The 19,508-nt window shown below is 46.2% G+C and carries 20 protein-coding genes; 15 read left to right on the top strand and 5 right to left on the bottom strand.

The window, feature by feature from the left end; genetic code table 11:
- Positions 1-34 precede the first annotated feature (34 nt).
- Positions 35-2,455 carry a S8 family peptidase gene (locus tag P3L57_RS19075; RefSeq protein WP_069486752.1) on the bottom strand — a complete coding sequence of 807 codons (2,421 nt, stop codon included), beginning with the start codon at positions 2,453-2,455 and terminating at the stop codon, positions 35-37.
- A 526-nt stretch (positions 2,456-2,981) separates the two neighbouring features.
- Here P3L57_RS19075 and P3L57_RS19070 point away from each other — a divergent pair.
- Together P3L57_RS19070 and sacT are read left to right on the top strand one after the other, a co-directional pair.
- A complete protein-coding gene (locus P3L57_RS19070) occupies positions 2,982-3,284 on the top strand; it encodes a hypothetical protein (protein WP_059292278.1) in 303 nt (100 codons plus the stop codon).
- Positions 3,285-3,325: 41 nt separating this feature from the next.
- Positions 3,326-4,156 (top strand): sac operon transcriptional antiterminator SacT, encoded by an 831-nt coding sequence (gene sacT, locus P3L57_RS19065; RefSeq protein WP_024123283.1) that lies wholly within the window; start codon positions 3,326-3,328, stop codon positions 4,154-4,156.
- Positions 4,157-4,194: 38 nt separating this feature from the next.
- Here the strand turns inward: sacT and P3L57_RS19060 are convergent, their stop codons facing one another.
- Positions 4,195-4,962, bottom strand: coding sequence for a formate/nitrite transporter family protein (locus tag P3L57_RS19060; protein ID WP_044159917.1), 768 nt, complete (start codon positions 4,960-4,962; stop codon positions 4,195-4,197).
- Positions 4,963-5,261: 299 nt separating this feature from the next.
- On the opposite strand from P3L57_RS19060, the gene scrA reads away from it, so the two are divergent.
- The 3 genes from scrA (at position 5,262) to P3L57_RS19045 (ending at position 8,425) form a co-directional block, all read left to right on the top strand.
- Positions 5,262-6,647 carry a PTS system sucrose transporter subunit IIBC gene (gene scrA / locus P3L57_RS19055; RefSeq protein ID WP_069486753.1) on the top strand — a complete coding sequence of 462 codons (1,386 nt, stop codon included), beginning with the start codon at positions 5,262-5,264 and terminating at the stop codon, positions 6,645-6,647.
- Positions 6,644-8,083: a sucrose-6-phosphate hydrolase gene (sacA, locus tag P3L57_RS19050; RefSeq protein WP_069486754.1), complete on the top strand. Its 1,440-nt coding sequence runs from the start codon at positions 6,644-6,646 to the stop codon at positions 8,081-8,083. Before scrA ends, sacA begins: the two co-directional genes overlap by 4 nt.
- A gap of 93 nt (positions 8,084-8,176) precedes the next feature.
- A complete protein-coding gene (locus P3L57_RS19045; protein WP_024123279.1) occupies positions 8,177-8,425 on the top strand; it encodes a hypothetical protein in 249 nt (82 codons plus the stop codon).
- A 214-nt stretch (positions 8,426-8,639) separates the two neighbouring features.
- On the opposite strand, the gene P3L57_RS19040 is transcribed toward P3L57_RS19045, so the two are convergent.
- Positions 8,640-9,455, bottom strand: a complete 816-nt coding sequence (locus tag P3L57_RS19040; RefSeq protein ID WP_059292282.1) for a bifunctional hydroxymethylpyrimidine kinase/phosphomethylpyrimidine kinase — start codon at positions 9,453-9,455, stop codon at positions 8,640-8,642.
- Positions 9,456-9,599: 144 nt separating this feature from the next.
- Between P3L57_RS19040 and P3L57_RS19035 the strand changes: the two genes are divergently transcribed.
- The 5 genes from P3L57_RS19035 (at position 9,600) to P3L57_RS19015 (ending at position 12,734) form a co-directional block, all read left to right on the top strand.
- Positions 9,600-9,938 carry a PadR family transcriptional regulator gene (locus tag P3L57_RS19035; RefSeq protein ID WP_044159912.1) on the top strand — a complete coding sequence of 113 codons (339 nt, stop codon included), beginning with the start codon at positions 9,600-9,602 and terminating at the stop codon, positions 9,936-9,938.
- Positions 9,931-10,566: a permease prefix domain 1-containing protein gene (locus P3L57_RS19030; RefSeq protein WP_059292283.1), complete on the top strand. Its 636-nt coding sequence runs from the start codon at positions 9,931-9,933 to the stop codon at positions 10,564-10,566. The genes P3L57_RS19035 and P3L57_RS19030 overlap by 8 nt, the downstream gene beginning before the upstream one ends.
- Positions 10,567-10,613: 47 nt before the next feature.
- Positions 10,614-11,141 carry a hypothetical protein gene (locus P3L57_RS19025; RefSeq protein WP_059335190.1) on the top strand — a complete coding sequence of 176 codons (528 nt, stop codon included), beginning with the start codon at positions 10,614-10,616 and terminating at the stop codon, positions 11,139-11,141.
- 95 nt (positions 11,142-11,236) lie between these two features.
- A complete protein-coding gene (locus P3L57_RS19020; protein WP_044159906.1) occupies positions 11,237-12,043 on the top strand; it encodes a glycosyltransferase family 2 protein in 807 nt (268 codons plus the stop codon).
- A gap of 13 nt (positions 12,044-12,056) precedes the next feature.
- Positions 12,057-12,734, top strand: coding sequence for a uracil-DNA glycosylase (locus P3L57_RS19015; protein ID WP_024123272.1), 678 nt, complete (start codon positions 12,057-12,059; stop codon positions 12,732-12,734).
- 24 nt (positions 12,735-12,758) lie between these two features.
- Here the strand turns inward: P3L57_RS19015 and P3L57_RS19010 are convergent, their stop codons facing one another.
- Positions 12,759-14,129: an aldehyde dehydrogenase gene (locus P3L57_RS19010; RefSeq protein ID WP_069486755.1), complete on the bottom strand. Its 1,371-nt coding sequence runs from the start codon at positions 14,127-14,129 to the stop codon at positions 12,759-12,761.
- A gap of 167 nt (positions 14,130-14,296) precedes the next feature.
- Between P3L57_RS19010 and P3L57_RS19005 the strand changes: the two genes are divergently transcribed.
- The 3 genes from P3L57_RS19005 (at position 14,297) to P3L57_RS18995 (ending at position 16,390) form a co-directional block, all read left to right on the top strand.
- Entirely contained in the window at positions 14,297-14,614 is a 318-nt protein-coding gene (locus P3L57_RS19005; RefSeq protein ID WP_069486756.1) for a YwdI family protein, read from the top strand.
- Between the two features lie 19 nt (positions 14,615-14,633).
- On the top strand, positions 14,634-15,956 hold the full coding sequence (locus tag P3L57_RS19000; protein WP_069486757.1) for a purine/pyrimidine permease: 1,323 nt from the start codon (positions 14,634-14,636) through the stop codon (positions 15,954-15,956).
- Positions 15,957-16,018: 62 nt separating this feature from the next.
- Positions 16,019-16,390: a DUF423 domain-containing protein gene (locus tag P3L57_RS18995; protein WP_044159897.1), complete on the top strand. Its 372-nt coding sequence runs from the start codon at positions 16,019-16,021 to the stop codon at positions 16,388-16,390.
- Between the two features lie 45 nt (positions 16,391-16,435).
- Here P3L57_RS18995 and gerQ read toward each other — a convergent pair whose 3' ends face one another.
- Complete coding sequence (gene gerQ / locus P3L57_RS18990; RefSeq protein ID WP_024123267.1) at positions 16,436-16,981, bottom strand: spore coat protein GerQ; 546 nt, start codon at positions 16,979-16,981, stop codon at positions 16,436-16,438.
- Positions 16,982-17,301: 320 nt separating this feature from the next.
- Here gerQ and spsA point away from each other — a divergent pair, with 320 nt between their 5' ends.
- Positions 17,302-18,072 carry a spore coat dTDP-glycosyltransferase SpsA gene (spsA, locus tag P3L57_RS18985; RefSeq protein WP_044159893.1) on the top strand — a complete coding sequence of 257 codons (771 nt, stop codon included), beginning with the start codon at positions 17,302-17,304 and terminating at the stop codon, positions 18,070-18,072.
- Between the two features lie 4 nt (positions 18,073-18,076).
- The gene (locus tag P3L57_RS18980; protein ID WP_264798217.1) at positions 18,077-19,501 is read left to right on the top strand and encodes a CDP-glycerol glycerophosphotransferase family protein; all 1,425 of its coding nucleotides are present in this window, start codon (positions 18,077-18,079) and stop codon (positions 19,499-19,501) included.
- The last annotated feature ends 7 nt before the right edge of the window (positions 19,502-19,508 follow it).

Here is a 19,508-nt window from a genome sequence, read left to right as displayed (position 1 = left end):
AAGCCCCGCCGATGTTTCTCGGCAGGGCTGCTTTTTATTCAACAGTAAACAGCTCTTCGGTCAGAACCTGGCTTGATTTGCCTTTGTTGGCTGCATAGGCGAGCATATAATATTCACCGGCTGGAAGCTTTGTACCCCCATTGATCGTGCCGTCCCAGTCGAAGTACTGATAGCCTTTATCTTGATGTTTATAAATACCTGCTTGGCCTGCAAAGTCAAGGTTGCTGTCATAGACGAGGAATGCCAGCTCTTCCGCTCCCGCAGGAAGGTAGGTTTCAATTTCATAGGTGCCTTGTTCAGAGCCCTCATTAACTGAGACAGACGTTACCCTCGGATAATCCGGCTCTTTTACGATCAGCAATGTAGGAACCTTGGCGACGGTTTTTCCGCCTTCTCTAACGATGACTGTTCCTTCATAGGTGCCTGCTTTTGTTTTCTTTGTGTCGACCTTTACTTTTGCAGTGGCTTTTCCGGTTTTATGAGCCGGAATCACAACACGGCTTGTGCCGGATGTGGAAATGCCGCTTCCGTTAAATGAGTATTCTAGCGTGTATGATTTTCTAATGGAAGATTGGTTTTCAATTGTAAAGGTTTCTTTTTTCGTTTCGGTTCCTTTTTCCTTCAAAAATGTGCCGTACGAGTAGCTTCCCGGTGTGACGAACGAGTCGGCTTTGATCGCGTTCATAATTCTTGCGCTGCCTGCGCCTTGAGCGTTATGCGGATATACTTCTCCTTCGCCATCCTTTAATGTGACGGCGGTATTCATGATGGCAGCCTTGATCTGTTCAACGCTCCATTTCGGTTTAGCTTGTTTGATGACGGCAACCGCTCCTGCAATATGAGGTGATGCCATGCTTGTTCCTTGTTTTGACCCGTAGCCATATGGATTGTCAGAATCATGTGTCGGAATGGTGCTGACAATATTGACGCCTGGCGCGGAAATATCCGGCTTAATCATCCACGTGTCCATCACAGGGCCGCGGGATGAGAAATCGGCAACCTGTTCACCGAGCGCTTTTGAGACCATCAACTTGAATGTTGCTTTTGTCTCGCCTGCTTTTATGGCGCTGATGAGTTTTTCGCCGTCTTCTAATGATAGCTTAATCGTTGGCACAGACATGCCTGGCACATTGGCTTCAACTTCTCCGGACAGGTTGTTATACACAACCATGCCGATGGCGCCTGCTTTTTTTGCGTTATCTGCTTTATCCACAAAAGCAATGCTGCCCCGTTTGACGAGTGCTACTTTGCCTTTCAGATCTTTTCCTTCAAAGTCCTTTTCTTCGCCTAGGCCAGCGTCGACAAGCTCAACCTCTTTATTGTGAAGCGCCTTGACGTCCTCTTCTTTGTCATAGCCCATGACTTTTGCTGAAGAGTAAGAGCCGAATGAGACGGCGTATTCATTGAGCGGAAGCTGCGTTGCGCCGACAGAAATCGCTTCTCTGGATGTGCCTGGCGATCCCACTGTCCAGCCGTTTGGTCCGCTGTTGCCATTTGATGTAACGGCGACAACGCCTTCTGACATGGCCCAGTCAAGCGCTGTGCTCGTCGCCCAATCCGGATTGTTTAACGAGTTTCCGAGAGACAGGTTCATCACATCTGCTCCGTCCTGAACTGCACGTTCTACACCGGCGATGACGTTTTCTGTTGTGCCGCTTCCTCCCGGTCCGAGAACACGGTAAGCGAGAAGTGTTGCATCAGGCGCTACGCCTTTAATCGTGCCGTTTGCAGCGACAGTTCCGGCCACGTGTGTTCCATGGTCAGTGGCTCCGCCTCTTGGATCGCCTGTCGGTGTTTCTTTCGGATCGTAATCATTGTCTACAAAATCGTATCCTTTATATTGTCCGAAGTTTTTCTTCAGATCAGGGTGATTGTACTCAACCCCTGTATCAATAACAGCCACTTTGACGCCTTTCCCTGTATAGCCTAAATCCCATGCATCATTTGCTCCGATATATGGCGCGCTGTCATCCATTTGCGGAGAGACAGCGTCCTCGGAGATGGTGATGTCTTTCTCCTTGATATTGTCTGTTTTGTAAGTGACGTTCGGGTACACAGCTTTAACGTCGTCTACTGCTAGAAGTTTTGGAATTTCATTAGCCGGAAGCTTCATAGAAAATCCGGAGAATACCTGCTCATATTCTCGTTTTACTTTTCCATTTTTCACCGCTTTCACGGCTTTATTTTTTGCTTTTGAGCGGGCGTTTTTGAGCTTGCTTTTCGTTTGGTTTACTCCCGCTTCTTTCGCCTCTGCTAAGGATTTTTCTTTTAATTCCACAATCACCGTTGTTTGTTTGCTTGTTGTCATGTCAATATCACCGAATACCTCGGCCTTTTCCAGGTCCGCCGATCCTTTTGAAGAAACCGGTGCTGCCTGTACACCTGTACTGCCTGTGGATAACGTAAAGAATAAAACCAAACCTAGAAGCAGAAAACGAATAATCCCGTTTTTCAATGTGTTTCCTCCTTTGTGTTTAGAAAAATGTTGAATGTCTAGTATATATTTCTTGAAAATTCAAAAAAATCCTTGTGTCATTTGGACCATTTATTGGATTTTGGTTGTGTATAAGGAAGGAGTTATACACAGAACCCTGTGTATAAGTGAATAAAGATGTATATATATATAGTTGGGAATGTATGTTCTTATACAAAATATAGTTGGGCTTTGTGGACATGTGGATATCTCTTGTGATTAAGTTGTTCTTATCTTTGGGATAACTTGTGTATAAACTTTTTAAAGCGGTTCTCCAATTTTCATTTCATTTCTTTCAGCTTTCAACAAAACTTCTTAAAACTAGTTTGTTTTTTCACTCATATTGTGACAAAGAATTCTCTTTCCACGGTCTATCATAGAGTCATGAGTTTTGCTAGAGCTGCTAGTTTGCGAGAAAAGAAATCGGCCGTCTTTTCCTGTGAGCTGCGGCTGAAAAAACGGGCTGCTAAAAAGGCTGCCTGCCAAAAGAAGCGGAGGGATGTTTTTTATGAAACGTTTGCTTGTATCTTTACGGGTGTGGATGGTCTTTTTGATGAACTGGGTGGCGCCGGACCGAAAACATGCGGCTGCCGCTATTTATTCGGCTCAGCGTACATATCAAAGAAAAGCGGCGGTGCAAGCCGCAGGACTGGTTTCGTTTTATGAATGGCGGATGGCTGTGAATGACGAGGAAAAACAGAAAGCGAAAGCCGCCGCTCTCTATAAAAGAAGATGTCTGCAAGCCTTCAAGGAATCGCCAAAGCAGGAGAGGGCCGGCCCGCAGCTTTACATGGCGGTCAAAAGGAGGTAAAATCCCAGTCATAAAAGCTAATTGGCGGGAGAGAGAGCCTCTTGAAAATCTATAAGGTATTAAACAACAATGCGGCTTTAATCAAAGAGGATGATCAGGAAAAAATCGTTATGGGTCCGGGCATCGCTTTTCAAAAAAAGAAAAATGATCTCATCCCTATGAATAAAGTAGAAAAGATTTTTGTCGTGCACGACGAGAATGAAAAGTTTAAACAAATCCTGCAAACACTGCCTGAGGAGCATATTGACATAGCTGAGGATATCATCAGCTATGCGGAAGGGGAGCTCGCGGCGCCGCTGAGCGACCATATTCATATCGCGCTTTCTGACCATTTGTCCTTTGCGATCGAAAGGATTCAAAATGGGCTGCTTGTGCAAAATAAATTATTGCATGAGATAAAGGCGCTCTATAAAAAAGAATACGAGATCGGCCTGTGGGCGATCGGACATGTAAAAGAGACATTGGGCGTGTCTCTGCCTGAAGATGAAGCGGGTTATATTGCCCTTCACATCCATACGGCAAAGATGGATGCAGAGAGTATGTATTCAGCGCTGAAGCATACGACGATGATAAAAGAAATGATAGAGAAAATAGAAAACTACTTTAATCGAAAGGTGGATGAAAACAGCATTTCCTATCAACGCCTTGTCACGCATTTGCGATACGCGGTCAGCCGGTTGGAATCAAATGAAGCGTTTCATGCCATGGACGAAGAGATGCTTTATTTCATCCAAAAAAAGTATTCATTTGCCTATCAATGTGCGCTGGAGCTGGCGGAGTTTCTGAAAAATGAATATCAATTACATTTGCCGGAGTCCGAGGCCGGCTATATCACGCTGCATGTCCAGCGTCTTCAAGATCTCTCGGAATAACCGCTTTGACTTGCAGGGAGTGATCTCTGGAAGTTTTTTTATTGATCGGCATTCAGCGTGTGATACATCCAGCCCATCATCACAATTCCTGCGGCCAGATTGCCGAGTGTAACAGGGATTAAGTTTCTGACTGCTCCCGCCAGGGTGACTGTATCAGGGTGATCGATCAAAAGTGAGATCGCAAATGTGCACATATTGGCAATGCTGTGTTCAAAACCGGAAATAAAAAAGCAGAAAACGAAAAGCATCATGGCAAACAGCTTTGCCCCTTCTCCTTTGAGAGACATCGGAATGAAAAAAGCGAGACATACAAGCCAATTGCACAGCATTCCTCGGAAAAACAGCTCTGAGGCAGGCGGCTCTATCTTGTGCTCTGCCAGATGAATCAAAAAGGAATGGGATGCCCCCTCAAAAAGCCCGGTTGCACTGATAAGAATCGCAAACAAAACGGCTCCGATCAAATTGCCGGTATAGCTGAAAATCCACAGGTACAGGGTGTCACGCCAGCGGATTTTTTTCCGGAGTGCGGTATAAGTGAAATAAAAGGTGTTGCCGGTGAATAAATCCCCTCCACCGTAGGCAATTAATACAATAGCAGCTCCAAATGTCACAGCGGCAGCCGGAAAGGCAAACGGTGAGTCGGCAATAGAGAAATAGCTGCCTGTTTTGCTTGCGGCTGTAATGCCAAAACCGATAAACATGCTGGCTAAAATGGATCTGAGCAAATAACGGATTTTGCTTGAAACGAATATGTTTTGTTTTCTTAAAGCATACTGTTCAACCTTTTGCAGTGCTTGAGTTTCCATTGTCTTTTCCTGCTTTCTTTGAGAGATGAGCATAGTATAGCATGATATTGTGAAATGTTTCACAATTAATATTTACGACTTTTTGTCTAAATGTTTTACATCACTTTTTATCTAAAAAAACAGTTGACGAAAACGCTGTCATCAATTATGATGAAAGCGTATTCTTCATTCGAATAAGCGGGATTGTGACTGGTAAAGCAGGCAAGACCTAAAATTTGCGTAAATGAAAAAGGATCGCTGTGTCCTTTCTTCGTTGGCGAATTTTAGGTCTTTTTTGTTTATAAAAGGGGGAGAAACAGATGGATTACAAAGAGACTGCAAAACGCCTCATTGAGCTTCTCGGAGGAAAAGAAAACATCATCAGCGCGGCTCATTGTGCGACAAGGCTGCGTTTAGTGATCAGGGATGAATCAAAGATTGACCAATCGCAAGTAGAAGAGCTTGAAGGCGTCAAAGGCGCTTTCAGCAGTTCAGGCCAATACCAGATTATTTTTGGAACTGGCCTTGTCAATAAAGTGTATGACGCTTTTTCTAAGGAAGCCGATGTAGAGCGTGAAGAACATGTGAATCACCAGGATGCTGCTAAAGAGAAACTGAACCCTGCGGCGAGATTTGCGAAAACGCTTTCGAATATTTTTGTTCCGATCATTCCAGCCATCGTAGCCAGCGGCCTGTTAATGGGGTTATTGGGAATGATCAATGCCTTTCATTGGATGAGTAAGGACTCTGCACTGCTGCAGCTCCTCGATATGTTTTCAAGCGCGGCATTTATCTTTCTGCCGATTTTGATCGGGGTCAGCGCTTCAAAAGAGTTTGGAAGCAATCCGTATTTAGGAGCGGTCATCGGGGGAATCATGATACACCCCACTCTTTTGAATCCATGGGGTCTGGCGGAAGCGTCACCTGATTATATGCATCTTTTCGGGTTTGATATCGCGCTTCTCGGTTATCAGGGAACCGTCATCCCTGTTCTGCTGGCTGTTTATGTCATGAGCAAGGTAGAGAAATGGACAAGAAAAGTGGTTCCGCATGCGGTCGATTTGCTTGTTACGCCTTTTGTTACTGTCATTGTCACCGGTTTTGTCGCATTTATTGCCATCGGTCCTCTAGGAAGAGCGCTTGGCTCCGGTATTACTGTTGCTTTAACATATGTGTACGATCATGCCGGTTTTGTCGCAGGCCTGCTTTTCGGCGGCACCTATTCACTGATCGTCCTGACAGGTGTTCATCACAGCTTCCATGCGATTGAGGCGGGGCTTATTTCAGATATTGGCAGGAACTATTTATTGCCGATTTGGTCTATGGCGAATGTCGCCCAAGGCGGGGCAGGCCTTGCCGTCTTCTTTTTAGCGAAAAAGGCAAAAACGAAGGAAATCGCTCTTCCGGCGGCATTTTCTGCTTTTCTTGGTATTACTGAGCCCGTCATTTTCGGGGTGAACCTTCGATACCGGAAGCCGTTTATCGCCGCGATGATCGGGGGCGCGTTGGGCGGCGCGTATGTCGTATTTACACATGTTTCTGCAAACGCTTACGGGTTAACAGGCATTCCGATGATCGCCATTGCAGCACCGTTTGGCTTTGGAAATCTAGTAAACTATATGATTGGAATGGTTATTGCAGCAGTATCAGCATTCATTGCGGCGTTTGTCATGAAAATTAACGAAGATGAGGAGAGAAAAAAATGACGGCACATGATCAGGAGCTGCGTCGCCGGGCTTATGAAGAAGTTGAGAAAAAAGAACATATCGCTGACAGCGATCCGCACCGCCAGCACTTTCACATCATGCCTCCGGTTGGTTTGCTGAATGATCCAAATGGCGTTGTGTATTGGAAAGGAGTCTATCATTTGTTTTTTCAGTGGCAGCCGTTTCAGACGGGGCACGGCGCAAAGTTTTGGGGGCATTATACGACACGCGACTTTGTGAATTGGAAGCGGGAAGAGATTGCGCTGGCTCCGAGTGATTGGTTTGATAAAAACGGCTGCTACTCGGGCAGCGCTGTTGTCAAAGATGACCGGCTCTATCTGTTTTACACAGGAAATGTCATGGATCAGGATGGGAATCGGGAAACGTATCAGTGCCTTGCTGTATCGGATGATGGGCTGACCTTTGAGAAAAAAGGGGTTGTCGCCCGCCTTCCGGAAGGCTATACAGCTCATTTTCGCGATCCGAAGGTGTGGGAGCATGAAGGAAAATGGTATATGGTGATCGGTGCACAAACGGAGAACATGAAAGGCCAAGCTGTTTTGTTTACTTCCGATAACCTGACAGAATGGGCGTTTCTCGGCCCGATAACAGGTGCCGGGCTCAACGGACTGAACGGTTTCGGGTATATGTGGGAGTGCCCTGACCTGTTTTCTCTTCAAGGCTCCGAAGTGCTGATTGTCTCGCCCCAAGGACTTGAAGCTGACGGCTATCATTATCAAAATGTGTATCAATCCGGATATTTTGTAGGCCGGCTTGATTATGAAAAAACGGGGCTGATGCATGCTGCGTTTACGGAGCTTGATCAAGGCTTTGATTTTTACGCGCCGCAAACACTTGAAGACGATCAGGGACGCCGGATACTGTTTGCGTGGATGGCTGTACCTGATCAGGATGAGAAGGATCATCCGACGAAAGATTATCACTGGATTCACTGCATGACGCTGCCGAGACAGCTGACGCTATCAGGGGAGAAGCTGATTCAGCAGCCGCTTCCTGAGCTGAAAGCGATGCGGAAAAATGGGCAGGAAGTTCAAATCAACATGTATGGATCGTCTGGTACGCTGCCAGTTGAAAATCCTGACAGAGCTGAGATTTTGATTGAAGACATTAATACGGAGTCTGGTTTTGAAATCAATATCCGCGCCACTGCCACATTCTCTTTTCAGAAGGAAGAAGGGCTTATCACGCTGACGCGCACAAGCTTTGACGGCACAAGAACAGAAGCGAGACATTGCCGAATCAGCAATCTGCACACAGTACACATGTTTATCGACGCGTCATCAGTGGAAGTCTTTATCAATCATGGGGAAGAGGTATTCAGTGCGAGATATTTTCCTTTCCCGGGAAATGATGAAGTGACAGCGAAATCAAATGGAAAATCTGAAATGAAAATCGGAATTTGGACACTTATGTAGAAAATCCTCCTATTTTCTTATGTGAAATCTGTGCCATCTGTGCTATTCTTCAACGATAACCTACTATTTTTTTCTGTAAAAGGAGTTGTTTTCTTGAATATACATGAACAGAAGATAACACCGGAATGTTTAGAAAAGGCTGCGGATCATGTTGAGGATAAGCGGGAAGAATATAAGGATGTGCTTCTTCAGCTGAAAAAAATGCTACGGGGAACATCGCCGCATAGTGAAGCGGCAGAAACCCTTTCAAGGGCATATGAACAAATGAAGGAATATGCACTTTTTGTTCAGTCGATAGAAACATTTTTGAGGTCATCTGCGAACAATTTAAAAACCAAATAAACAGGCTGCCGATGTGATCGGCAGTTTTTTCTGTTGTAAAAGAGGACTACTTTCAAGTATGGAAGCGGCAGATGAAACGCACGAAGACTCTTGTGATATAGACATTTTTGAGGCGGGCGGTTACGAAGATGTGAAATGCAATGCGACAGAGCGTCCCAATGTGTAAGATTGAAAACAAAAACAGGCTGCCTCTTTATAAGGCAGCCTGTTACGCTTATGATTGCTTATTCAGGCGCAATGCTGAATGCTTCGTAGGTCCGACATACTGATTCAGCGGGAAGGACTCTTTAATCGCAGCAGTAATAAATTCTTTCGCCGCGTAAATCGCTTCTTTGACTTCCGCACCTTTTGCGAGTTCTGCTGTCACCGCTGCGGAGAACGTACAGCCGGCGCCATGTGTATAAGGCGTATCAATCATTTCGCTTTCAAGGACTTCCGCTGTTTCTCCGTCATACAGAACGTCTACAGCTTTTTCGTGCTTCAGCTTGCCTCCGCCTGTAATCACAACATATTGAGCACCGAGGGCGTGGATTTTTTTCGCCGCTTCTTTCATGTCTTCAATCGTTTTTAATTCGCCCATGCCGCTGAGCTGGCTGGCTTCGAACAGATTTGGTGTAATCACGGTAGCGAGCGGTGCCAATTGTTCACGCAGGGCTTGCGCGTGCTCTGGATAAAGGACCTCATTTGCCCCTTTGCAAACCATAACCGGATCAATCACGACGTTTTGCAGTTGTTTTTCCTTGATCGTTTTCGCAGCAAGCTCAATAATGTCAACGGTTGGCAGCATTCCTGTTTTCATGGCGTCCACACCGATGCCGTCTACAATCGTTGCGAGCTGGGCGCGAATCGTGTCAGGATCGATCGGAAAGACTTGATGGTCCCAGCTGTTGTTTGGGTCCATCGCGACGATCACCGTTAAGGCCGTCATCCCGTATACGTTGTTTTCTTGAAATGTTTTTAAATCAGCTTGAATTCCCGCGCCGCCGCTGGAATCGGAGCCGGCAATCGTGAGTGCTTTATGCATAGACATGTGTTGAACCTCCATCAATGTTTTATATCTCATTATAGTTAGATTTTCTGCTTATCACAATATGAAAGGTTTATAGGAATCAATTGACAATATCAGGGTGATTTCGTAAAATGCTACATAAGAAAACTAGGTAGGGGTTTTGTCATGTTAAATCGTGAGCTGATTAAAGGCAGCACTGTGATATTGGTATTAACGCTCCTGAATGAGAGGCCGATGTATGGCTATGAGCTTGTAAAAGAGATGGGAAGCCGCAGCGATCATGAACTGCAGATGAAAGAGGGAACATTGTATCCTTCCCTTCATAAACTTGAACGGCAAGGATATATTTCTTCCTATTGGGAGAAGCAGGAGAAAGGGCCGGATCGTAAGTATTATCGGATTACAGAAGACGGCAGAGAGATTCTTGCAGAGCGCACAAAGGAATGGAGCGTGTTTTCAGCTATGATGGACCGAATGCTGAAGCGGGGCGGACAGAATGGATAAAGAGACTTATTTATATAAAGTGAAAAACGGGCTTAAAGGGGTTTCTGATTGTGAAGCGATGACCGAAGAGATCGAAAACCATATTGACCACCACTTGTTTCACTCCATTCAAGAGGGGAAGAGTGAGGCGGAAGCCATGGAATGTTTGCTTCAGGAGTTTGGCACACCGGATGAGATTGTATCTTCCTTTCAGAAAGAACAGCCTGTATCCGCCCGTACGTTTTTATTATTCCATCTTTTCTGCAATAATGCTTTATTTGCAGCAGGTATTACCATTACGGCATTGCATGCATGGTTAGAATCTTCCTTTGTTCATGCAGTGTGGAAAGGCATTTCTGTTTCAGTGTGGCTGATTTTAGCTGCTTATATTCTCTATTGGGTGCTGATTGGGTACCAAGGTGTCAGGGAGTTCGGGCAACGCGGTGAACGGCTTGTTTTACATACGATTCTTATTTCCATGGTGCCGAACGTTATTTTTATGTTTGTTTTTCTGTTTGATCTCGTTCCTGCTGCGCTGTTTCAATCCTTGCTGACACCTTGGTTTATAGGGGCGTGTGCTTGTGCTACGCTGTTATTTCCGGCGTGCGGGCGAATAGGCTGTTATTTTGGCAGGCGCCAGCTTGCCTGATTTTTTAGGTATATACATAGAATTTCTATGTAATGAGGGGGATTGTCATGAGACTCGGCTCTTGTTTATATGGTTTTGTTATTCATGTAGCTGTATTTTTGTTTGTGGGTGCCTCCATGCTTTTGGTTATGGCTGTGTCCGTACCGCTTGTTTTTTTGCTCGATAGGCTGCCAGATGTTGTTTTTACTGCTGGTGCAATCTTTTTTCTATTATTCTTCTATTCTCTAGGCTGGTTTTTGGCACTCAGGCTTGCTTGCCATCAACGCATGCGTCTGTTTGATGTTCAATTGGGGTCCTTTGTTCTGCTGGCCTTGCTGATTGGTTTGTTTTTGTCAGATGGAACGAGTGTTTCTGAAATTGTGAGGGATTGGGACGATGCAGGCTGTGCTTTTGTTCCGCCGGCCTTCACTTTTTTGTGCCTTTCTTACGCATTGGTGCTGCTGCCGGTCTATCAATCGAAGCTGTGGCATCTCGTCCTGCCGAATGGCGTCCGCCTGAAAGATGTCGTTCGTGTATGCGCAGATCTGATGCTGATTATGGTGCTTCTGGTGGGCGTCACATTGCTGTTTCTATAGTTTCCATTTCACAGTTCGGTAGGATCTTCCCACTGATCTCCCGTCCAATATATGTTTTAATAGTACATGACTATGAAAATGAGAAGGAGAGCATCATGAAGATTTCTATCGTAATTGTGACCTATAATCGGATTCCGGCTTTGTGCGAGCTGCTGGAGTCGATTTCGCAGCAGACTATGAAGCCGTATGAAGTCATTATTGTCAATGATGCCGGGGAATCGGTTGAGCGGGCCAAAGCACTGTATCCGGAGCTGCCGATTGTTGTGATTGATTTAGAGAAGAACTCAGGCCATGTGGCCGCGAGAAATGCGGGTGTCAAAGAGGTGTCAGGCGACTGTATCATGCTTTGTGATGATGATGATTTCTTCACGCCGGGCCATCTGGAAAGAATGGCGAAAGAAATGGAAACGGCAGATTTTGTTCATTCTGATGCCGAAATTGTTTCGTTTGAAGAGAAAAACGGAACAAGATATCCAGTGTCACGGAAATTGTTTGCTTATACCGCTGACTATGAGGATATGAGAGTGTTCTCGACCTACGTGCCGTCGGGCAGCATGTACAGACGTTTCCTGCACGATGAGATCGGGTATTTCGATGCTGATGTGCATAATTATTGGGACTGGGATTTTTACTTGCGTGCAGCGAAGGATTACCGGGTCAAGCGTGTGCCTTGTGCCAGTGTGATATATGCATTCAGTGACGCGGGAGACAATCAGTCCGCAGACCTTGGCGCCAAGCGGAAGCAATATTTGGATCGTTTAAGCGAGAAGCACGGACTAGGGGAACTGCCGACGAAAAACTTTGCCGTCCTGCTTGAAGAGCCTGACATGAAGAGACGGGAAGCACAAAGTGAGATTGTTTGGGATGGCAAACCTGTCTATTCCAGACTTCATCGTTCGTAAGGAGGTTTGCATCTTGAAACAGCTTTTACAGGACAGCTGGTGGGAACAGCTGAAGGAAGAGTTTGAAAAACCGTATTATCAAGAGCTGAGAGAAATGCTGAAGCGGGAATACATGGAGGAGACGGTCTATCCGGACAGCCGCGATATCTTTAATGCGCTGCACTATACGCCGTACGATGATGTCAAGGTGGTCATTCTCGGCCAAGATCCGTATCACGGGCCTGGACAGGCGCAAGGCTTAAGCTTCTCCGTAAAGCCGGGCGTGAAGCAGCCGCCTTCATTAAAAAATATTTTTCTCGAGCTTCAGGATGATATCGGCTGCAGCATACCGAATCACGGGTCGCTCGTCAGCTGGGCGAAGCAGGGGGTTCTTTTGCTGAATACCGTGCTTACGGTGCGGCGCGGACAGGCGAATTCCCATAAGGGAAAAGGCTGGGAGCGGCTGACTGACCGGATGATTGACGTGCTGAATGAAAGAGAGCGGCCGATCATCTTTATATTGTGGGGCCGGCATGCCCAAATGAAAAAAGAACGGATCGATACGTCCAAGCATTTTATTATTGAATCGACGCATCCCAGCCCGTTCTCAGCAAGAAACGGATTTTTTGGCAGCAGGCCATTTTCACGGGCGAATGCCTTCTTGGAGAAAATGGGTGAGGCTCCGATTGATTGGTGTATAAAGGATTTATAAAAAGCGCAGATGGCCTGCGCTTTTTTATTTGAGTATTTTTCGAATCAAACGCAAGCCATTTTTGGAGGATGGATAACGGAAAGCGAAGTCGAAGCGGTTCGTTTGCTTGACGACGCTTTTTTTGTGCGTAAATGTGTTAAAGCTGTCAAATCCGTGATAGCTGCCGATTCCGCTTGCTCCCACGCCGCCGAATGGCAAATACGGTGTCGCGGCATGCATTAACGTATCGTTGACACAGCCGCCGCCAAACGACAGGTTTTCTAATACCTCTCGTTCAATTGTTTGGTTTGTCGTAAACACATACAGGGCGAGCGGCTTGGGACGCGACTTGACTTTTTCAATGACTTCATCGATGCCGTGATATGTAAACAGCGGAAGAATGGGTCCGAAAATTTCCTCTTGCATTACAGGGGAATCATCTGTGACTTGATCGAGGATGGTCGGCGCTATTTTGTGGTGCCTGTGATCGGCTTGGCCGCCGCTTAACGCGACGCCGTCTTTCAGAAAACTCAGCAGCCGCTGATAGTGGCGTTCACTGACGATTTTGCCATAAGCCGGATTCAGTTCGGGCTGCGGTCCGTAAAACTCGCCAATGACACGCTTCATTTCTTCCGCAAGCACTGTTTTGATGTCTTCGTGAACGAGCAAATAATCCGGTGCGATGCAGGTTTGGCCCGCATTCGTAAATTTCCCGAAGACGATGCGTTTGGCGGCAAGCTTGATGTCGGCATCCTTATGCACGATGCAGGGGCTTTTGCCTCCGAGCTCTAAGGTGACAGGGATTAATTGTTTGGCCGCCGCTTCCATGACAACTTTTCCTATGGCGACGCTTCCTGTAAAAAATATGTAGTCGAACGGCTGCTGTAATAAAGCTGTGCTGATGTCCGGCCCGCCTTCCGACAAAGCGACATAATGATCCGGAAAAACGTCGCGGATGAGATCGGAAAGAACAGCCGAAACAGCTGGCGTATATTCTGAAGGTTTGAGAACGACCGTGTTTCCGGCCGCAACGGCTCCGATCAATGGAGAAAGCGCCAGCTGCAAGGGATAGTTCCATGGCGCAATCACCAAGACGGTGCCATACGGCTCGGGGATAATGACACTTTTGGAACCGATATGGGTCAATGGCGTTTTAACTCTTTTCGGCTTGGCCCATTTTTTCAGACGTTTCATCACAAAGCTGATTTCCTCCAGAACGATGCCGATTTCCGTTGAGTATGCTTCTTGTTCAGATTTGTGAAGATCCTGATAGAGAGCGGCTGTGATGTCTGCTTCATACGCTTTGATGGTGTGTTTCAATTTCTTTAAGACGTCCAGTCTTGAGTCAATTGATTTCGTATGCCCTGCCGCGAAAAATGCTTGATGTCTGCTGACAATAGAGGGGATGCTGTTCATAATTCTCTCTCCTTCCTGCGGGTCATGGTGATTCATTATGTGAAAAATGTCTTCTGCTTGTCAAATGCGAGGCGCTTGTCAGAAAAAATAACAAACTCTTGTCTGCGTTTGCGGCGGGAATTTGATAAAATGCAGGGAGACTACATTTTATTTTTGGAGGATTTTTTATGAACATTCATATATCCGCTTTGATTCAGAAGATGGAAGAGGAATTGAAGAAAGCAAAGACGGTTGAAGGTGATGAGGAGCTGAAGCGTCACGTGGCGGTCGTCCGTTCTTTGTGCGACGTCGTACTGGATCAGCCGGAGACGGGGAGCGCGCCGCTTATTCAGCCGAGTGTCACGCCAAATCCTTCGGCGCCGCCTTCGACAGACCAGCTGCTGATGGAAAAGATGATGGGCAGCGCGGGATTAAACAAATATCGGAAGCAGGAAAAAGATAAGCAGGAAGAGGATGGAAACGGAGAGTCTTTATTTGATTTTTAATCAGAAAGGTTGAGCTTACGTGAAATTGGTTCTTGGCGCTCTGCAATGGACAGCGTTTATGATTGCCGCGGCGATTGTTGTTCCGGTGGCGGTTGCCCAGTCGTTTCATCTGGATCATTCAGATTCTGCACGGCTGATTCAAAGCACTTTTTTTGTATTGGGAATTGCCGCAGTTATTCAGTGTTTGAAAGGACACCGGCTGCCTATAAATGAAAGCCCTGCCGGCTTGTGGTGGGGAGTGTACACGATCTACGGCGGCCTGACCGGAACGGTGTTTGCGACATATGGCGAAACATTGCGAGGCTTGCAGGGGGCGCTTCTTGTAAGCGCTGTATGTTTCTTTTTGTTAAGTGTCTTCAAGGTCATTGACCGGCTTGCTGCCTTGTTTACTCCGGTTGTGACAGGGGTCTATTTGTTGCTGCTCGTCATGCAGCTGAGCCAGCCGATAATAAAAGGGCTTCTCGGCATCGGCTATTTAAAAGACAGCGTGGACGGTCTTGTATTTGTCCTCGCGCTGGTTGTCGTCGCCGCAGCTTTTATCATGACAAATTCTCATATCGTTTTTTTAAAGCAATATTCTATTTTATTGGCCCTTTTCGGCGGATGGATGCTGTTTGCTGCTGCGGGCGTTGCGAAACCGATCGAAATGCCGGATCGGCTGTTTCAGCTGCCGTCTCTGTTTCCGTTCGGTGCCCCGTTATTTAACAGCGGCCTAGCCATCACCTCGGTTTTTATTACGATCCTGCTGATCGTTAACATGCTGGCAAGTATGAAGGTTGTGGACATTGCGGTGAAAAAATTCGGCAAACAGACAGATGGAAAGCATCATGAGCGCCCTGCCGGTTTTGCGGCTGCATTCAGCCATTTGCTGAGCGGTTTGTCTGGAGCCATTGCACCGGTTCCGATTTCGGGAGCCGCGGGTTTTATTGAAACGACAAAGATGCCTTCTAAAAAGCCGTTTGTTCTCGGCAGTATGCTGGTCGTTTTCATCAGTGTGATTCCGTTTTTTATGAATGCGTTTGCGAGCCTGCCGTCACCCGTTGGATTCGCGGTAAACTTTGTTGTGTTCTCGGCAATGGTTGGTTTGGCGTTTACTGAATTTGATTCCTATGAGAAATCAGAGCTGAAAAGAGTGCGGGCTGTGATCGGCATTTCACTGCTTACAGGTGTCGGCATTATGTTTGTGCCAGAAAGTGCATTAAAGGATATGCATCCGGTGTTTATTTCTCTGTTAAGCAACGGGCTTGTCTTAGGGACGCTTGCTGCAATAGCGATGGATCAGTTTCAGCTTTGGCGCAGGAGAAAATCCGACAATCTCGTGTCATCAGAGAACAAACATTGAATTTTCATACAGGTGCGATATGATAATTGATATGAGTTTAACGAAAAGGCGGGAGAGAATAGATGAAAATATTTCTCATATTAGGCGCTATTAATGCCATGCTTGCCGTGGGCCTCGGGGCATTTGGCGCACACGGGTTAGAAGGGAAAATTCCCGATAAATATCTTCAGGTTTGGCACACTGGCGTGCAGTATCATATGTATCACGCGCTGGGGCTTTTTGTTGTCGCGTTTCTTGCGGATAAACTGTCTGGCATCGGCAGCGTCACAACAGCCGGCTGGCTGATGTTTGCTGGGATTGTGCTGTTTTCCGGAAGCTTATACATCCTCAGTGTGACGCAAATTTCCATTCTCGGGGCAATCACGCCGCTTGGCGGTGTGGCGTTCATTATTTCTTGGATCATGATCGTTGTCGCAGCCGTCAAATATCTATAAATAAAAAAGCCAATCCTCATGATTTTGAGTGATTGGCTTTTTTCTTTATCTTGGCGAATAGGATGACATCGAGTATGGGTAGGTATATGCAATTTCTTCATCAAAGGTGACGTAATCAAGATAGATCGTCAGCAGAAGATAGCGGGTTCCTGTCTTTGGATCGCTGATAATAATGTGATCCCGGCCCGCAGCCTCGATGACCCCGCGAAAAATCTTTGATCCCCACTCTTTGCTGTTTTCAAATGTCATATAGATGGTAGCCGTTTTTCCCCTGTTCAGGCGCAGTATATTCTCGATATATGATTCCTCGACAGGCAGCATGCCGGGAATGTTTTGGCCGCCCGATGGCGTCGGCCCCGATGGAATTTGAAACCCGCCGCCCTGGCCCTGCTGCTGAGTGGGGAATCCGAAGCCTTGCTGCCCCTGCTGCATGGGCATTTGCTGCATTTGTCCCATCGTCTGCATTTGTGGACCTTGCATTTGCGGGCCTTGCCCTTGCGGCTGCGGGTACGGATTTGGGCCGAATTGAGGCGAATACCCCTGCATATCATATCCCTGCATTTGCTGATATTGATTTTTTTTCGGTTTCATATCGTTCCTCCTTTTTATGAAAACCATTCAGAACATGTTCCGGATGTATAAATAAACGATCCGAGATGACTCACCTCCGATGACAAACGATCTTAGTCGCTAGTGCGATTTTTATCTCTTTCACCTTATGAGGCCAAAGCTTGGAATATGCTGAAAAAAAGAACAGTGAGCGTGCCGATTTCTCTGGCCGATCACTGTTTTTTCAATGGACCTACACAATCTTTTCGCATATTGGTCTGTATTCCTAGCGCAACTTGCGCTTAACCAACATAAGATAACGTTAGTTTCATGTGTGGAAATTCAAGAAGGAGGTGTAGGATTTGCCGAAAGTTTCAGTGATTATGACGAGTTATAACAAAAGCGATTATGTGGCAAAGTCCATTTCAAGCATACTCTCACAAACTTTTTCTGATTTTGAATTGTTTATTATGGATGACAACTCAAATGAAAAGACGCTGAATGAAATCCGTCCCTTTTTGAATGATAACCGTGTGCATTTCTATCAAAGCGATGTATCTGGAGTGAAGGAAAGAACGGAAAAAACGAGATACGCGGCCCTGATCAACCAAGCGATTGAGATGGCAGAGGGTGAATATATCACCTATGCGACGGATGACAACATCTATATGCCGGATCGGCTGTTAAAGATGGTGCGTGAACTCGATGGTCACCCGGAAAAGGCTGTGATCTACTCAAGCTCGAAAACCTATCATTTAAACCAGAATCGAGACATTATAAAAGAAACTGTCAGGCCCGCCAGTCAAGTAACGTGGAACGCTCCGTGCGCAATTGACCATTGCTCGGTGATGCACAGGTATTCGGTGCTCGAGAAGGTAAAGGAGGCGTTTGGCTCTTATTGGGATGAAAGCCCGGCGTTTTACCGGATCGGTGATGCCCGGTTCTTTTGGAGAGTCAATCATTTTTATCCGTTTTACCCGCTGGCCGAGGAGCTTGATCTGAACTATATTACAGATCAATCCATTCATTTTCAGCTGTTTGAGTCAGAAAAAAACGAGTTCGTTCGGAATCTTCCTCCGCAGCGCAACTGCCGCGAACTGCGTGAATCATTAAAAAAGCTTGGAATGGGGTGAGAGTGTGTCGGCCTATTTAAGCAATTATTGGGTGCTGTACCGGAAGTATGCGGAGCTTTTTGACAGGCTTCGCTACAAGGGGATTCCGCTCGGGCTTATCAGTAATTTTTACCAATACATCAGCCCTGAGCTGAGAGTGATGATGGAAGAAGAACCGGAATTATTCGGACCTGCGGATCAGCATATCGATGAAGGTCAGATTCAGACGTTTTTTGAAGAGAAAAAACAGAGCATTGCCAAAATAAATGACGCGCCTGTTAAGGGAAAAGTGATCTTGCATTTTGATCACCTTCGTTTTGTAAACGAAAATTACTACCAATTTGATCCTGAGAAAACAGCTGTTTTGGCAAGATGGAGTATGCCAAATTATTGCGATTTGCCTGTGATCAGCAAGCCTGAAGTGGCTGCTTCATGTGAAAAAGGCGACCCGAAGCCATATCTTGAAAAGGCTTTTTCGATTCTTTCGGCTTATGACGACCACCCGGCATTCGGTGATCAAGCATTTCGTGAACGGCTTTTCAAGGATATTCCTTTGTTCATGGAAGCCATTGACACAGTAGATGCTTTATTCACGAAAGAGAACATTTCTGCCGTTGTTGTAGGAACGACAGAAGACATTTACAGCAGGGTGCTCGCTCTTATGTGCGAAAGGAGAGGGGCCGTGAGCATCTGCCTTCAGCATGGAGCGCTGATGGGTGATGAAGCTTTCTTGCCCGTTTTTACAACCTATCAGGCTGTTTTTGGCGCATATGAAGCTGGTTGGTATCAGCAAAAAGGCTGCAAACCAGAACAGATTCTCATAACGGGTCATCCCCGCTTTGACGAAATTTTTAACAGGACACCTATGGACATGTCAGTATTTTATCGAAAGCTGGCCTTTCACCCGTCTAAAAAAATCGTTTTGATCGCGACACAGCCTTTCTCCGAGGAATTTTATTCAAGTGTGTTAGATGAGCTTTCCACGCAAAAACAGCTGCAAATCATCATTAAACCTCACCCATGGGAAATTGGAAAAAACAAGCTGGATCTGTATCATGCGGCGGCAAAAAAACATAAAGCATGCAGAGTCATCAAAAAAGAGATGGATCTGTACGATATTCTGATGTATGCTAACGCCGCTGTAACACAAACCTCAACGGTGGGTCTTGAGGCCATGCTGTTTCAAAAGCCCGCACTGATCGGGAAATCGACCGGAAACCGCACGTATCCGTATTACGAGTCTCTTGGCGATTTTTTATTTGAAAAACCGGAGGAATTAGCGCGCACCCTGATTGAGGTTCTTCAAAATCCCGCCATGTATCAGAAGGCAGAAGCGGCGCGTCTGTCATTTACGGCTTCTAATTACCCGGTTACTGAGTCGACGCTCGCCTTGTTTTCGGAACTGAAAGCAAAAACAGGGGTTGATTACAGGCGGGATCATTCTGAATAAAACGATA

Origin of the sequence: Bacillus sp. B28, from assembly GCF_029536185.1 — a bacterium.
GTDB lineage: Bacteria > Bacillota > Bacilli > Bacillales > Bacillaceae > Bacillus > Bacillus halotolerans.
This window is presented reverse-complemented; position numbering and strand designations above follow the sequence as displayed.

Coding starts and splice junctions, on each gene's coding strand:
- P3L57_RS19060 (WP_044159917.1), bottom strand. CDS start 4,962: ATGGAAACTCAAGCACTGCAAAAGGTTGAACAGTATGCTTTAAGAAAA.
- sacA (WP_069486754.1), top strand. CDS start 6,644: ATGACGGCACATGATCAGGAGCTGCGTCGCCGGGCTTATGAAGAAGTT.
- gerQ (WP_024123267.1), bottom strand. CDS start 16,981: ATGAAACCGAAAAAAAATCAATATCAGCAAATGCAGGGATATGATATG.
- P3L57_RS18995 (WP_044159897.1), top strand. CDS start 16,019: ATGAAAATATTTCTCATATTAGGCGCTATTAATGCCATGCTTGCCGTG.
- P3L57_RS19005 (WP_069486756.1), top strand. CDS start 14,297: ATGAACATTCATATATCCGCTTTGATTCAGAAGATGGAAGAGGAATTG.
- P3L57_RS19025 (WP_059335190.1), top strand. CDS start 10,614: ATGAGACTCGGCTCTTGTTTATATGGTTTTGTTATTCATGTAGCTGTA.
- P3L57_RS19030 (WP_059292283.1), top strand. CDS start 9,931: ATGGATAAAGAGACTTATTTATATAAAGTGAAAAACGGGCTTAAAGGG.
- P3L57_RS19070 (WP_059292278.1), top strand. CDS start 2,982: ATGAAACGTTTGCTTGTATCTTTACGGGTGTGGATGGTCTTTTTGATG.
- P3L57_RS19010 (WP_069486755.1), bottom strand. CDS start 14,129: ATGAACAGCATCCCCTCTATTGTCAGCAGACATCAAGCATTTTTCGCG.
- P3L57_RS19020 (WP_044159906.1), top strand. CDS start 11,237: ATGAAGATTTCTATCGTAATTGTGACCTATAATCGGATTCCGGCTTTG.
- P3L57_RS19040 (WP_059292282.1), bottom strand. CDS start 9,455: ATGTCTATGCATAAAGCACTCACGATTGCCGGCTCCGATTCCAGCGGC.
- P3L57_RS19035 (WP_044159912.1), top strand. CDS start 9,600: ATGTTAAATCGTGAGCTGATTAAAGGCAGCACTGTGATATTGGTATTA.
- scrA (WP_069486753.1), top strand. CDS start 5,262: ATGGATTACAAAGAGACTGCAAAACGCCTCATTGAGCTTCTCGGAGGA.